This is a genomic window from Aquibium pacificum (genome assembly GCF_040839445.1).
Classification (GTDB): domain Bacteria; phylum Pseudomonadota; class Alphaproteobacteria; order Rhizobiales; family Rhizobiaceae; genus Aquibium; species Aquibium pacificus.
Window position 1 is genome coordinate 201,668 of sequence record NZ_JBDPGJ010000004.1, and the last position, 14,027, is coordinate 215,694.

Below are 14,027 nucleotides of genomic sequence, written 5' to 3' on the forward strand. Positions count from 1 at the left end.
GGCTGATCCCAGGAAGCTACGATCGGACGAGGCCTGGGGTAGTCCCCCGGCGCGGGGGCAGGCGGTGTCCCGCAAGCTTCTAGTCTATGCTGCCGCGCCAACTAGCCCCGGGGCAGGGCGGCGCGGCGTCTTCGATTGTCGGGAGCATCGGGAATGGCGGAATTCGACGTGGTGGTGGTGGGCTCGGGAGCGGGCGGCATGACCACGGCCGTGGTCTGCGCCAAGCACGGACTGAAGGTCCTCGTGGTCGAGAAGGCGGATGTGTTCGGCGGCACCACGGCCTATTCCGGAGGTGTGGCCTGGATCCCCAACCATCATCACATGAAGTCGGTCGGCGTCGACGACAGCCGCGACAAGGTGCTCGAGTATCTGAAGGCATGCCTTGGCAACTACTACGAGGCAACCAAGATCGAGGCCTTCGTGGACAACGGTCCACGAATGCTCGAGTACGTCGAGGCCGACACGGAACTGGAGTTCGTGCCGACGCCAACGCCCGACTATCTTCCCACGAAGCCGGGCGCTTCCCGCTACCGCGGCGTCCTCGCCAGGGAGTACGACGGCTCGAAGCTCGGCCCCTATTTCAAGAAGCTCCGCCGGCCGCTGCCGGAATTCACCGTGTTCGACAGCATGCAGGTCGCGGGTGCCGACATCGTCCCGCTGCGCAAGGCGTTCAGGACATGGTCGGGCTTCATCCATACCACCCGGATGGTCGCCAACTACATGGCGGACAGGCTGCGCCACGGCCGCAGCACCCGGCTGGTGAGCGGCAATGCGCTCGCCGGACGGCTTCTGAAGTCGGCCATCGATGCCGGCGTGACCTTGTGGTCCGAAACGGCGGCGAAGGAGGTCCTGACGGAAGATGGCCGCGTGACCGGTTTGGTCGTGGAAAGGGATGGCCGGGAGACGAAACTTGCCGCGACGGCCGTGGTGCTCGCGAGCGGCGGCTTCGGCGCCAACAGGGAGATGCGCGAGAAGTTCATCCCGATGGCGCGGGATCACGTGTCGATCCAGCCCGAAGCGAATGTCGGCGACGGCGTCCTGATGGGCGTGCGCGCGGGCGGGGAACTCGTCGAGGACAATCCTTCGAACGGCATCTACATCCCGGTTTCCAAGGTTCGGGACAAGGACGGAACCGTGAAGCGGTTCCCGCACATCATGATCGATCGTTACATGCCCGGATCGATCGGGGTCGACCCCACCGGCAGGCGCTTCGTCAACGAAGCCGATTCCTATCAGCACTTCGTGATGACCATGCAGCAACTGGGTATTTCGAAGGTTCACATGATTGCCGACCGCCGGTTCCTGCGCACGTACGGCATGGGGCTGGCGCGCCCGTTCCCCTATCCGGTCCGCCGCTGGGTGGAGAACGGCTATCTGATCGAGGCCCCGACGCTGGCGGAACTGGCGCGAAGGATAGGGGTGGATGCCGCCACGCTCGAGCAGACCGTCGAACGGTTCAACAAACATGCAAGGGAGGGCCGCGATCCGGATTTCGCGCGCGGGGACGACGCCCATTCGCGCTTCCGCGGCGACCAGGAGAACAAGCCGAATCCCAGCCTCGCGCCCATCCTGAAACCGCCATTCTATGCCATCGCGCTCATTCCGGGCGACCTCAGCACCGTCGCGGGATTGCGGACCGACGCAAGTGCCCGCGTCCTCGACGGCGACGGCAGGGCGATCGCGGGATTGTATGCGGTCGGTCTCGACATGAACTCGATGACGCGTGGTCTCTATCCCGCCGGCGGTTCGAGCCTCGGACCCGCAATGACGTTCGGCTACATCGCTGCCCGGGACATTGCCGGCATCAAGGCCTCGGCTTCCGAAGCCGAGCACGCCTGAACAGCCGAGACGCTCCTATCGGAGTTCGTCGAAACCGCCGCCGAAGGCCTTCATGAACTGAAGCGGATTGACGTATTCGCGCAGCAGCGCGAGCTTGCCGTCGCGCAGCCGGAAGAGACAGACATAGCTGTTCTCGTAGACCCGGCCGGTCTCGCCGACGAGACTGCGGGCATGCGCCTCCACGATGATGCAATCCGGATCGTCCGTGCGGTGGATGGCGTCGATGACAAAGACATGGTCACGTCGGTTGGCGAAGGCGGCGCGGTAATGCGCCATGATCTCGTCGCGGCCGTCGAACTTCGAGGTCACGAATTTTCCGAACCCCTCGGGGACGAACGGGATCTCCTGAACCGCATCGGGCTGCCAGAGCGCTTCGAAGCTGTCCAGGTCCCGCTTCATGAGCAGGGTGAAGTAGCCCAGCACCGCGGCTTCCCTTTGGTCTTGCGGCGACAAGTCGTCCGCACGGGTCGGTTCCATGGTCATGACGTTCCCATTCCTGACGGTCCGTGAGACATAGTGGGAATTCCCGCCGGTCAGGGAGTCCCACGTCACGGGTACAGATGGGTTGTCGACCGGTGGATAGGCATCGACGAATGCCTCCGTGCCTCGCCGCCAACCGGCCGTGACGAAGACGGGGACCGACCGACGGACAATCGCTTCAACGGAGACGAAGAAATGGCAACAAAGGCTGAGCTTCCGGCGCGCCCGCGCGACTGGATGTCGAATTCCCTGCTCGATGGCCTCGTCGCGCTCGTGGTGGGCGGCGGCAGCGGTATCGGCGAGGCGACCGCGATCACGCTTGCCGCAAACGGTGCCCGGGTGGCGGTCGCCGACCGCCGCAAGGAAGCGGCGGACGGTGTCGCGAAGAAGATCGAGGCCGACGGCGGCGAGGCCTTGAGCCTCGCCATGGACGTCGCCGTCGCGTCCGAGATCGGCGCGGGGGTTTCGGAACTGATCGCAAAGTTCGGCCAGCTCGACATCGTCGTGAATTCGGCCGGCGTGATCTTCCCCGGGTCGCTCGAGGACTGCTCCCTGGACGACTGGCGCACCTCGTTCCTCGTCAACGTCGAAGGGGCGCTGCTTCTCGGACGCGCCTGCCTGCCGCATCTGCGCAAGAGCAAGTCCGCGTCGATCGTCAACATCTCCTCCCTGGCCGGTGGCAGGGGCTATCCCAACGGTGGCGCCTACGGGCCGAGCAAGGCGGCGCTGATTTCTCTGACCCGCCAGATGGCGCTGGAATGGGCGGCCGACGGAATACGCGTCAACGTCGTCAGTCCCGGAACGATCGACACGCCGCTGACGCGCGCCAACATGCGACCCGAGATCATCGCCGAGCGCGAGGCCAAGATCCCCCTCGGCCGGCTGGGCGTCGCGACAGAACTGGCGGATACCGTCGTCTTCCTGGCTTCGCCGGCGGCATCTTTCGTAACCGCACAGGAACTGAATTGCGACGGCGGGCTGTCCCAGAGCCTGATGGCGCAGAAGTTCTTCGCCAACAAATAACCGGACGCTAGCGAACCTTCACCGCCAGAGATCCGGAGGAGGAGCTTGCGCCGGACGAGGGGCCGCATCGTCATGGGGCTATCTCGCCGGGGACGACGTCCGTTGCTGGAGGCGCATGGTGATCCGATCCGAGGCTGCGGTTTCCAATCCGCTGAAGGGGATGCTTCTCCTCGTCTGCGCCTTCTTCATGTTCGCCTTCAACGATGCGGGCGCCAAATATCTGGTGCTCGCGGACGTGCATCCGGTGTTCGTCAACTGGATGCGGTTCTTCACCCATGGCGTGCTGGCCGTGGTCATCCTGCGCCCATGGGTGAACAGCGATCGCTTCCGCGTCGGCAACATGCGCCTCCAGCTCTTTCGCGGCGTGGTGCTGTTCGTCTCGGGTATCCTGAGTTTCTCCTCGCTCCTGACGCTGCAACTCGTGGAATTCGTCGCGATCTTCTTCGCCGCGCCGATCTGGGTCACATTGCTGGCCCGCCTTGTTCTCAAGGAATCCCTCGACTGGATGCGCATCGTCGCGGTGGTCATCGGGTTCGGCGGCGTGATCATCATATCCCGGCCCGGCATGGGCGTGCTCGGCATCGGGCATGTCATGGCATTCGCCGCGACGCTGGCCTATGGCGTCTTCATCATCGCGACGCGCCTTCTGACCGCCACGGAGAGCCATGAGAGCCTGTTCGTCATGCCTCCGCTGGTCGCCATCGTCCTCGGCCTTCCGGCGCTGCCCTTCGTGGGCTCGCTGCCGCCGGACGGCTTTTACCTTTCGATCCTCCTGTCTCTCGGCGCATTCGGCGCGATCGGGCACTGGCTTCTGATCCACGCCTACCGCATCGCGCCGGCGTCCTTCCTCGCGCCGTTCATCTACGTGCACATGATCTGGACGGTCATCTTCGGCTACATCATCTTCGACAGCCTGCCAGACGCCTGGACGATTGCCGGCACGCTCACCATCGTCGCCAGCGGCCTGTTGCTGGTGGCATCGGAACGAAAGGGGCGCGCGAAGGCGCTCCGATAACGCGTGTGCCGACGGCGGGTTCGAACGCGGCAAGGCCTCGGCACGGATTTCCAACATGAAAAGGCCGGTCCCGAAACAGGTCCGGGACCGGCCATGCATTCCTATGCAAGCGAGACAGCCCGGCCGAACGGGTCGGCCTATGGCTGCTGGTGAACCTATCCGATCAGTTCGTGCCTTCCTCGGCTGCGACCTCTGCCTTGAACTCCGAAAGGATTTCCGGGGCGTTCGACAGTCCGGCCTCCTCGGCCTTCTTGAGCCATGCGTCCTCGATCGGCTTGAGCGTGGTCTTGATCTTTTCGATCGCCTCGGGGGTGGCCTCGCCCATGTGGTAGCCGGCCGTCTTCATGCTCTCCAGCGCCTTGGCATCGGCGTCGTCGTAAGCCTGGCCGACCTTGCGCGCGAAGGCTTCGCCCGAAATCTCCATGATCGCCTTCTGGTCCTCGGGGGAGATCTGCGCCCACTTGTCGGCATTGAGGCCCATGATGATGACGGCATTGGCGAGCCCGCCCGGCACGACATAGACGCCGTCCATCAGGTCGAGCTGGTTGAAGCCGGGGATCGTGTTCAGGTTGGTGATCTGGCCGTCGATCGTGCCGGTCGCGAGCATCTCGTAGGCCTCCGCGGCCGATTTCAGGATCGGCACGGCGCCGAGCAGGTTCAGGACCTCGGTCAGGGTCGGCGAACTGCTGCGGAACTTCATTCCCTTCAGCTGCTCCACCGATTCCACCTTGGCGCCCTTCGTCACCATCTGCAGTGGCGATACCGACAGCAGCGAAACCGGATAGACACCCTCGAAGACACCGTTGTCTGCGAGGTGCTTTCGGTACATCCTGTCGATCACCGGTCCGCGCGCGGCGGTCTTCGTTCCGATCAGCGGCAGATCCCCGAATTCGATCTGGGGAAAGCGCCCCGGCGTGTAACCGGCGACCATCCAGGACATGTCGGCCAAGCCATCGTGCACCACGTCGTACTGGGCGGGGACTGTGCCCACCACCTTCGGCGCCACTTCGACCTTCACCCGGCCTTCCGTGACCTTCTCGATGTCGGCGAGCCATGGCTCGATGACGTCGTCCCAGAGGAAGAAGCTCGGCGGAAGCCAGTTCGAGTACCGGATCGTCACAGTGTCGGCAAAGGCGTGCGTGGCCGAAAGCGCGGCGAGGCCGACGGCCGCCACCGCCGTGGCCAGTTTCTTGAGCAGCATGTTTTCCTCCATGGTCGGTTTTTCCCGACTTTCCGCTAGCACGCGGCCCCGCGCGGCAATGTCCCCCGCTTGGTGACCTCTGTGCCCGCGCCGTCCCAGCCACGGGGGACTCTGGCGCGGAATGTTGTCGCCTACGTTCACGGGCACGCAGAGAGACCAAGTCGTCCGGAGAGACTGCCAATGACCGACACAGCCACGGGCGTGCGCGAGGCGCCTGTCGTATCGCTCGATCCCTACGCGATGGACGTGCTGGAGGACCCAATTCCGTTCTATCGGGAACTGCTCGATGCCGGTCCGGTGGTCTATTTCGAGAAGTACGGCGTCTACGGCGTCGGCCGCTATGCCGAACTGCGCGAGGTCGTCACCGACTATTCGCGCTTCACCGCATCGAGCGGCGTCGGCATCACCGACGCGCGCAGGCCCGAGTTTCGCGGTCGCCCGCCGAGCGCGCTGGTGGAGGTCGATCCGCCCCAGCACACCGAGACGCGGCGCGTCGCCAACCGCATCATGTCTCCGCTGGTGATCCGGAAATGGCGAAGCCTATTCGAGGAGAAGGCCAAGGAGGCGGTCGACCGCATCGTGAAGATGGGGGCGTTCGACGGTGTCCGCGATCTCGTGGAGCCCGTCGTCTTCGGCGGCTTTCCCAAAGCCATGGGGATCCGTTTCGACGAGGCCGCCATCCGCGCGATCGGCTATATGTCCTTCAACCAGACCGGTCCCGAAAACGAACTCTACTTCAAGGGGATGGAGGTCGGCGAGCCGTACATGGAATGGTTCATGGCCGCCTGCGAGGGCGACGCCGTCGAGCCGGGCTCGATCGCCGGCTCGTTCTTCGAGGCGGAGGCGGCGGGTGAACTGCAGCCGGGCATCGCGTTCAACATCACCCGTTCGCTGGTACGGGGCGGGATGGACACCACCATCAGCGGCATGAGCACGGCCCTGCGGCTTCTGGCCGAAAATCCCGATCAGTGGGCGCTGCTCAAGCGGCATCCGGATCGCATCCGCGCCGTGATGGACGAGGCCGTCCGCATGGTTGCGCCGAACCATCTCGTGTACCGGGCGACCGCCTGCGACACCGAGCTCGGCGGTTTCTTCCTCGAGGGCGACACCAAGATCGCCACGTTCCCGACCGCGGCGAACCGCGATCCGCGCAAATGGGAAAATCCCGACAAGTTCGACGTGATGCGCGACACGGCCAATATCCACATGTCGTTCGGTGCCGCCGACCACAACTGCATCGGCCAGAACGTCGCGCGCATGGAAGCCGAGTGCATGCTGAAGGAACTGGTCGCGCGGGTCGAAGCCATCGAACCCGCGGGCGAGCCTCGATACCTGATCCACAATCAGTTGCGGATCCTGGAGAGGCTGCCGCTGCGGATCGCCTCGGCCTGATCGCCTGGCGGCATGAACGATACCCGGGAGCGGGACGAGACATGATCCGGAAGTTCATTTTCCTGAAGCGAAAGTCCGGCCTCGCGGCCGACGACTTCGCGGAGCGCTGGAAGGGTCGGCATGCGCAGGCGCTGGCGGGCGACGGCGCCTTTCGCGCGATGGCTGGGCGCTATGTCCAGAACCGCGCGCAACCGGCCGTGGACGACCTGATCCCCGAGCCCCTCTGGGATGGCCTCGTCGAGATCGACGTCGGCCCGGAGTTCACCGCTCCGGAAACCATCCGGGACAACCCGCTGAACAAGACCGTCGGTCCCCATCAGGACGACTTCGCCGATCCTTCCCGGATGGTGCAGTTCTTCGCCCGCGAGAACGTCGTGTTCGACGGCCCCGCACGGGGCGTGAAAATCCTGAGCCTGCCGCGCCGGCGGGCCGGCTCCAGTCCCGCCGAGTTCAGCAAGCATTACAAGGAGGTCCACGGGACGCTGGTTTCCCGCAACGCCGCCTTCGCCGAATTCTGCAACCGCTATGTGCAACACCACGTGTTGCCGGAGACGGTCAAGACATCGGAGGATTTCGTCCCCTACGACGGCATTTCGGAGTTCTGGTTCGACAGTCTGGAGCACGCCCGCAAGGCATGGTCCGCTCCGTCCTACATGGCCGAGCTGCGGGCCGACGAGAAGAATTTCGTGGGCAGCCCGCCATCCCACCGGCTGCTCGTCGATCCGCTCGAGATCCCGCTCGGTTGACCGGACCGCTCGCGGCATGACACCGGTCGAAACCCCCTGCCGCCGCATCTGCAAGCAGGACCGCAAGGCCGGCTTCTGTATCGGATGCGGAAGGACTGTCCGCGAGGTCTTCTCCTGGATCGACTTGCCGGACGAGGAACGCGAGCGGATCGGAGCCGAGTTGCCGCTGCGGTTGAAGTCGCTGGAAACGGAAGGCCGATAGCCTCGGCATTGGTCGTGCATGATCGCTGCCGGGTGGCGACGCGACCGGGAATGTCCCCCGGCAAGGTACAGACGGCGTACCCCGCAAGAATAGAAAATCGCAAGACAGAGCCAACCGGAGGTACCCCATGCGTTTCAAGGACCGCGTCGTCGTCATCACCGGAGGCGGTTCCGGTATGGGGCTCGCGACGTCGAAGCTCTTCGCCTCGGAAGGCGCAACCGTCGCCGTCAACGACATCAAGGCGGAAACGGCGGCCAAGGCAGTGAGCGAGATCGAGGCCGCGGGCGGGAAGGCCTTCGCGATCCCGGGCGACGTCTCCAGCCGGGACGTGGCCCAGAAGAGCGTGAAGGAGGTCATCGCGCGCTGCGGGCGCATCGACATCCTCATCAACAATGCGGGCATCGCGACGATCCAGCCAGCGGAGGAGTATTCCGAGTGGGAGCGGATCACCGGTGTCGATCTGGACGCGCCGTTCTACTGGTCCCAGGCGGCGGGCGCGCTCACGATGATCCCGGGCAAGGGTGGCGCCATCGTCAACATCTCCTCGCTGGCGGGCCACGTGGCCTATCCGGGCGACGTGGGCTACATCGCCGCGAAGGCCGGCGTCCTGGGGCTGACGCGCTCGCTCGCCATCGAATGGGCCAAGCACGGCATCAGGGTCAACTGCATCTGCCCCGGCTTCACCGACACGCAGATCATCAAGGACATGGAAGCCATCGATCCCGATCGCTTCGTCGAGAGGCGCCGCCGCGTGCCGATGGGCCGCGCCGCGCGTCCTGAGGAGATCGCCAAGGCCGTGGCGTTCCTGGCCTCCGACGATGCGTCCTACATCACCGGCGCCATTCTCAACGTCGACGGGGGACAGATCGCGCTCTCCTCCGGGTGGTCGCCCGCCTGAAGACGCCGCGCCGCTGGGAGGAGGGCCAATGCGTTTCGAGAACAGGGTCGTCGTCATCACCGGGGGAGGTTCCGGCATGGGCCTCGCCGCCGCGCGGATGTTCGCCGCGGAGGGCGCGATCGTCGCGATCAACGATCTCGTGCCCGACAGGGTCGCCGAGGCGGTCGGTCAGGTCGAAGAGGCGGGCGGCCGTGCGTTTGCGATCCCGGGCGACGTCTCGGACGAAGAAGTCGCGCGGGAACGCGTCCGCGAGGTCGTCTCGCGCCAGGGCCGCGTCGACGTGCTCGTCAATTGCGCGGGCATCTCCACGATCAAGCCGGCGGTCGAGTACGACGCCTGGCGCCGGACGATGGGCGTCAATCTCGACGCACCCTTCTACTGGTCGCGGGCCGCGGCCATCCAGAGCATGATCCCGAACCGCAGCGGCGCGATCGTCATCGTCTCTTCAAACGCCGCCTTCGCGGGCTTTCCCGGAGACGTGGGCTACATCGCCTCCAAGCATGGCGCGGCCGGTCTGACCAAGGCGCTGGCCGTCGAGTGGGCGAGCCACGGCATTCGCGTGAACTGCCTCTGCCCGGGTCTTACCGAGACCAACATGATCCGCGACATGGAGGCGCTCGACGCCAACCGCTTCGTCGAGCGACGCCGGCGCATTCCGCTCGGCCGCATTGGCAGGCCGGAGGAGCAGGCGAACGCCATGCTCTACCTCGCGTCCGACGAGGCGTCCTACGTGACCGGGCTCGTCATGAACAATGATGGCGGCCAGATGGCGCTCTATTCGGGATTTTCACCCGGCTGAGGGCATCGCGGAAACCGCATCGCGCCAAAGGGAGAAGCAAGATGGCGAACGCCGAAACGCATGACACGACCGCCACTTCCGGGTGCCCGTTTTCCGGCGCCGAGGCGGGGTTCAGCCCCTACTACCACGAGAGCATCTACGAGGAGATGGCCGACGCGCGGCGCGAACGGCCGGTCTTCTACGATGAGGAGACCGGCTACTGGATCGTGACGCGATATGACGACGTCATGGCGATCCTCCAGGACCATGACAGGATCTCGGCGATCAACACCAGCGACTCGGCCACGCCCGTCCACGAGGACGCACTCGCGATCATGAAGAAGGGCGGATTCGCCGCCGAGAAGGTCCAGTCCAACTGCGACGGCGAACGCCACACACGCGTGCGCATGGCGTCCGCGTCGTTCCTCAACATCAGAACCTTTTCGAAGATGGAGCCGCAGATCCGGCAGATCGTCCGCAAGGCGCTCGACCGGATCGAGGGTCGCGGCACCGTCGACCTGCTGGCGGACTTCACCTACGAACTGCCCGTCCAGGTTCTCTTCATGATCCTCGGCGTTCCGCAGGAGGACATGGAGAAGGTCAAGGCATGGTCGGGCACCCGCACCATCCTGAATTTCAGTCCGTCCACCTATGACCAGCAGGTCAGCGGCGCCAAGGACATGGTCGACTTCTGGCACTACTGCGTCGACCTCGTGCGCGACCGGATGGAAAATCCGAAGGACGATCTTGCCAGCGCCTTGCTGGCCTATCGCAACGGCGACGACAGCGTGCTGACGCTGAACGAACTGACCACGGTGGTATACGGCGTTCTCTTCGCCGGCCACGAAACCACGACGAGCCAGCTCACCAATGCCTTCCGCATGCTCCTGACCTACCGTCACAACTGGGACGCCATCTGCGCGGACCGGTCGCTGATCCCGTTGGCGGTGGAGGAAGCATTCCGCTACAGCGGCGCCGTGATCGGCTGGCGGCGGCGCACGCTCGCCGACATCGAGGTGGGCGGCGTCCATATTCCCGCTGGCCAGGACATCATCCTCTCCTTCGGTTCGGCCAATCGCGACGACGCGCAATTCGAGGACCCGGAGACCTTCGACGTCCGGCGCAAGAATTCACGCAAGCACCTGACCATGGGCAACGGCAAGCATGTCTGCCTCGGCGCGCCGCTCGCCCGCCTCGAGATGAAGATCATTCTGGAGGAATTCACGGCGCGGTTCCCCGACGCGCGGCTCGCCGAAGGCGCCCGGATCGACCACGCCTACACCTACGTCTTCCGCGCGCCCAGATCGCTTCCCGTCGTGCTCGGGAAACCCCGCCATACCGGCGCGTCCTGATGGACGAAGCGCTGCCAACGGATCATCCGCTCTTCCGGTCACGCGCCCAAGTCGATGCGTTCCGGTCGCTGCGCAGGCCGGGCCGGGTCGACATGCTCAATCTCGTGCGCTACCGCCCCGTGGCCCGCTATGCCGACGGGACGGAGACGAGCGGCGCCGACGCCTATCGCACCTACAAGGAAGGCGTGAGGCCGCTGCTTCTGGGCGCCGGGGCCCGGGTGGTCTGGACCGGCGAATTCGAATGCATGGTGAACGGGCCCGAGGACCAGCGCTGGGACGAGGTCTTCGTCATGTCTTACCCGTCGCTGGAGGCGCTGCTGGAAATGTCGCAGTCGGCCGCCTACGCGGCTGTCGCCCATCACCGAACGGTGGCGCTTGCCGCCTATCACCTGCTGCGGCTTAACCCACAGCTGCCGGATGCTGCGGACCGGAGCGATGTCGAGGATGGGCTCGCGCGCTGGGTCGAGAGCGGATTGCCGCGGCACTGAGGCACGCCCGAGGCCGAGCCCGCGGCAGTCCCCCGCAAGGTGACAGGGCGGGCGTTCCTTCCGCGCTATGCTCGAAATCCAACCGTTGAGTTCGGCAGGACAGGACGATCATGAGCGACTTGGCCAAAGTCTGGGAAACGCCGCCGGTGAGATGCCCCGTCGGGAGCATCGGCGCGAGCTACGACCCCTTCGATCACCACAAGATGCATGAGACGCTGGCCCGCGCGCGTTCTGCCGAACCGGTCTTCTACAGCGCCGAGATCGACTACTGGGTGGTGACCCGCTATCGGGACGTGATCGATATCCTGCGCGATCCTGACCGCTTTTCCGCCGCCAACGCCAACACCCCGATCTCGCCGGTTCCCCGCGAAGCGCTGCAGATCCTCGAAGAGGGCGGCTACGCGCTGGAGGGTATCCAGGTCAATTGCGATCCGCCGCGCCACACCCGCATCCGCGCCGCCGCCAGCCAGGCAATGAGCATGAAGCGCTTCGTCGGCATGGCCGACGAGATCCGCGAACTCGTCGCGGCCGACCTCGAACGGCTTCGGGGCAAAGGGCGGATCGATATCCTGCACGAGTTCACCTACGCGCTTCCCGCGAAGGTGATCTTTCTCCTGCTCGGGATCCCCGACGAGGACGCGGCCAGGATCAAGGAATGGTCCACCAACCGGCTCCTCCTGAGCTTCTCCCGCCCGACGCGTGAGGCGCAGATCGACGCGGCGCGCAACCTCCTCAAGTTCTGGCACTACTGCGTCGAGCTGGTGGCCAAGCGGATCGCGGAGCCGGGCGACGATTTCTCCAGCGATCTCCTGCGCCTCAGGGGTGGCGACGACGGCGTCCTGACCATCAACGAGATCAACTCGGCCGCGTTCGGCCTCCTCTTCGCCGGGCACGAGACGACCACGAGCCAGACGACCAACGCGCTTAACGCCCTGCTCGGCGATCGCGAGAACTGGGAGGCGATCTGCCGCGATCCGTCGCTCATCCCGAATGCCGTGGAGGAATCGCTGCGCCTGTACGGGGCCGTGGTCAACTGGCGCCGCCGGACCAAATGCGACGTCGAGATCGCGGGTGTGAAAATTCCCGCGGGCTCCAACCTGCTCATCTCCTTCACCTCCGCCAACCGGGACGAGTCGCAGTTCGAGGACGCCGACCGCTTCCGGCTCGATCGGCCGAACAGCCGCAGGCATCTGACCTTCGGCAACGGCATTCACGTGTGCCTGGGGGCGCCGCTCGCCCGGCTGGAGATGAAGATCATGCTGGAGGAGATGGTGAAACGCTATCCCCGGATGCGCCTCGCGCCGGGCCAGACCGTCGACTACCAGCCGGCTTTCGCCTTCCGGGTCCCGAAGGCCTTGTGGGTCGACCTCGACGCCTGACGGCGACGCACGGGATCGCCGCGGCATCACCGAACGGGACCTCGGGTCCCCGACAACACTTGGAAGGAATTACCCATGCTGACAGGCCGGTTTCAGCCGCCTTCGCGACAGGCCGTCTTCTACGGCAAGCCGGCCGCGGAGGCGCTTCGCGAAGCCATGAAGGAATTCTGGGTGACGACGGCCGTGCTCGTCACCAACACGTCGCTGTCCCGCCCCGGCGGCCTCGCTGACGAGATCGTCGCGGCGATGGGCGACGCCTGCACGAACGTCGTGTCGGGCGTGCGCGCGAATTCGCCGCGCGAGGACGTCATCCGCATCGCGGAGGCGCTACGCAGCAAGGGCGTGGAAGCGGTCGTCGCGTTGGGCGGGGGCTCGGTCGTGGAAGCGGTGAAGGCGGCGCGCATCAGCGTCACCAACAACGTGCGCGACGCCGCCGACATGGACCGGCTGAAACGAACCACCACGGCGGCGACGCCCAGGCCATACCTCATCTCCCTGCCGACGACACTTTCTGCGGCGGAATTCACGCAGTTCGCGGGCATCACCGACGAGCGGAGCGGGGTGAAGGACGCCTTCCATCATCCCGACCTTGCGCCGGACGCCGTGATCCTCGACCCGGAGGTCACGATTGCGACCCCACCCGACTTGTGGCTGTCGACCGGAATGCGCGCGCTCGACCATGCGATCGAGACCTGGTGCGCGAAAAGCCCGACGCCCTTCTCCGACGCGACGGCGCTCTACGCCGCCCGCAAGCTCGCCCGCGCGCTGCCGCGCACGAAGAGCGATCCCGAAGACCGCGAGGCTCGCCTCGACTGCCAGATCGGCGCCTGGATGTCGATCCAGGGTGCGACGGTCGGCGTCTCGCACGGTGCCAGCCATGGCATCGGCCACGGCCTGAGCGCGGTCACCGGCATGACGCACGGCGTCACCTCCTGCATCATGCTGCCGCACGTGCTGCGCTACAACGCGGCGGTCGATGCCCAACGCCAGGCGGTCCTGGCCGAGGCGATGGGAAGCGGGGGCCGGCTACTGGCGGATTTCGTGAGCGATCTCGTGCGCGATCTCGGCATGCCCACGCGTCTGCGCGACGCCGGCGTGCGCGAGGAGCAACTCGCGACAGTCGCGGACGCGGCAATGAGGAACCCGAGGGTCGCCACCAACATCCGGCCGTTTGACGAAAACGGCATGATGCAGCTGCTCGGGGCAGCGTACTGACTTCGCCGCGAGCGATTGG

14 protein-coding genes are annotated in these 14,027 nt (G+C 65.6%); 12 read left to right on the top strand and 2 right to left on the bottom strand.

Annotation, left to right across the window (positions count from 1 at the left end):
- The first annotated feature begins 153 nt into the window (after nucleotides 1-153).
- Nucleotides 154-1,839, top strand: a complete 1,686-nt coding sequence (locus ABGN05_RS17450; RefSeq protein WP_367955319.1) for an FAD-dependent oxidoreductase — start codon at nucleotides 154-156, stop codon at nucleotides 1,837-1,839.
- A gap of 15 nt (nucleotides 1,840-1,854) precedes the next feature.
- Here ABGN05_RS17450 and ABGN05_RS17455 read toward each other — a convergent pair whose 3' ends face one another.
- Nucleotides 1,855-2,322 carry a nuclear transport factor 2 family protein gene (locus ABGN05_RS17455; RefSeq protein ID WP_367955320.1) on the bottom strand — a complete coding sequence of 156 codons (468 nt, stop codon included), beginning with the start codon at nucleotides 2,320-2,322 and terminating at the stop codon, nucleotides 1,855-1,857.
- A 192-nt stretch (nucleotides 2,323-2,514) separates the two neighbouring features.
- Here ABGN05_RS17455 and ABGN05_RS17460 point away from each other — a divergent pair, with 192 nt between their 5' ends.
- Nucleotides 2,515-3,342 (top strand): SDR family NAD(P)-dependent oxidoreductase, encoded by an 828-nt coding sequence (locus ABGN05_RS17460; RefSeq protein ID WP_367955321.1) that lies wholly within the window; start codon nucleotides 2,515-2,517, stop codon nucleotides 3,340-3,342.
- 115 nt (nucleotides 3,343-3,457) lie between these two features.
- Nucleotides 3,458-4,357, top strand: coding sequence for a DMT family transporter (locus ABGN05_RS17465; protein WP_367955322.1), 900 nt, complete (start codon nucleotides 3,458-3,460; stop codon nucleotides 4,355-4,357).
- Between the two features lie 163 nt (nucleotides 4,358-4,520).
- Here the strand turns inward: ABGN05_RS17465 and ABGN05_RS17470 are convergent, their stop codons facing one another.
- Nucleotides 4,521-5,558 carry a TRAP transporter substrate-binding protein gene (locus tag ABGN05_RS17470; protein ID WP_367955323.1) on the bottom strand — a complete coding sequence of 346 codons (1,038 nt, stop codon included), beginning with the start codon at nucleotides 5,556-5,558 and terminating at the stop codon, nucleotides 4,521-4,523.
- A 180-nt stretch (nucleotides 5,559-5,738) separates the two neighbouring features.
- On the opposite strand from ABGN05_RS17470, the gene ABGN05_RS17475 reads away from it, so the two are divergent.
- The 9 genes from ABGN05_RS17475 (at nucleotide 5,739) to ABGN05_RS17515 (ending at nucleotide 14,008) form a co-directional block, all read left to right on the top strand.
- Nucleotides 5,739-6,950: a cytochrome P450 gene (locus ABGN05_RS17475; protein ID WP_367955324.1), complete on the top strand. Its 1,212-nt coding sequence runs from the start codon at nucleotides 5,739-5,741 to the stop codon at nucleotides 6,948-6,950.
- 41 nt (nucleotides 6,951-6,991) lie between these two features.
- The gene (locus tag ABGN05_RS17480) at nucleotides 6,992-7,696 is read left to right on the top strand and encodes an EthD domain-containing protein (protein ID WP_367955325.1); all 705 of its coding nucleotides are present in this window, start codon (nucleotides 6,992-6,994) and stop codon (nucleotides 7,694-7,696) included.
- Between the two features lie 16 nt (nucleotides 7,697-7,712).
- Nucleotides 7,713-7,898, top strand: coding sequence for a DUF1289 domain-containing protein (locus tag ABGN05_RS17485; protein WP_367955326.1), 186 nt, complete (start codon nucleotides 7,713-7,715; stop codon nucleotides 7,896-7,898).
- A 127-nt stretch (nucleotides 7,899-8,025) separates the two neighbouring features.
- Nucleotides 8,026-8,796, top strand: a complete 771-nt coding sequence (locus ABGN05_RS17490) for an SDR family NAD(P)-dependent oxidoreductase (protein WP_367955327.1) — start codon at nucleotides 8,026-8,028, stop codon at nucleotides 8,794-8,796.
- Between the two features lie 28 nt (nucleotides 8,797-8,824).
- Nucleotides 8,825-9,595, top strand: a complete 771-nt coding sequence (locus ABGN05_RS17495) for an SDR family NAD(P)-dependent oxidoreductase (protein ID WP_367955328.1) — start codon at nucleotides 8,825-8,827, stop codon at nucleotides 9,593-9,595.
- Between the two features lie 41 nt (nucleotides 9,596-9,636).
- Nucleotides 9,637-10,926, top strand: coding sequence for a cytochrome P450 (locus tag ABGN05_RS17500; RefSeq protein WP_367955329.1), 1,290 nt, complete (start codon nucleotides 9,637-9,639; stop codon nucleotides 10,924-10,926).
- The gene (locus tag ABGN05_RS17505; protein WP_367955330.1) at nucleotides 10,926-11,414 is read left to right on the top strand and encodes a DUF1330 domain-containing protein; all 489 of its coding nucleotides are present in this window, start codon (nucleotides 10,926-10,928) and stop codon (nucleotides 11,412-11,414) included. The genes ABGN05_RS17500 and ABGN05_RS17505 overlap by 1 nt, the downstream gene beginning before the upstream one ends.
- Before the next feature lie 110 nt (nucleotides 11,415-11,524).
- Nucleotides 11,525-12,793 carry a cytochrome P450 gene (locus ABGN05_RS17510; RefSeq protein WP_367955331.1) on the top strand — a complete coding sequence of 423 codons (1,269 nt, stop codon included), beginning with the start codon at nucleotides 11,525-11,527 and terminating at the stop codon, nucleotides 12,791-12,793.
- 75 nt (nucleotides 12,794-12,868) lie between these two features.
- A complete protein-coding gene (locus tag ABGN05_RS17515) occupies nucleotides 12,869-14,008 on the top strand; it encodes an iron-containing alcohol dehydrogenase (RefSeq protein WP_367955332.1) in 1,140 nt (379 codons plus the stop codon).
- The last annotated feature ends 19 nt before the right edge of the window (nucleotides 14,009-14,027 follow it).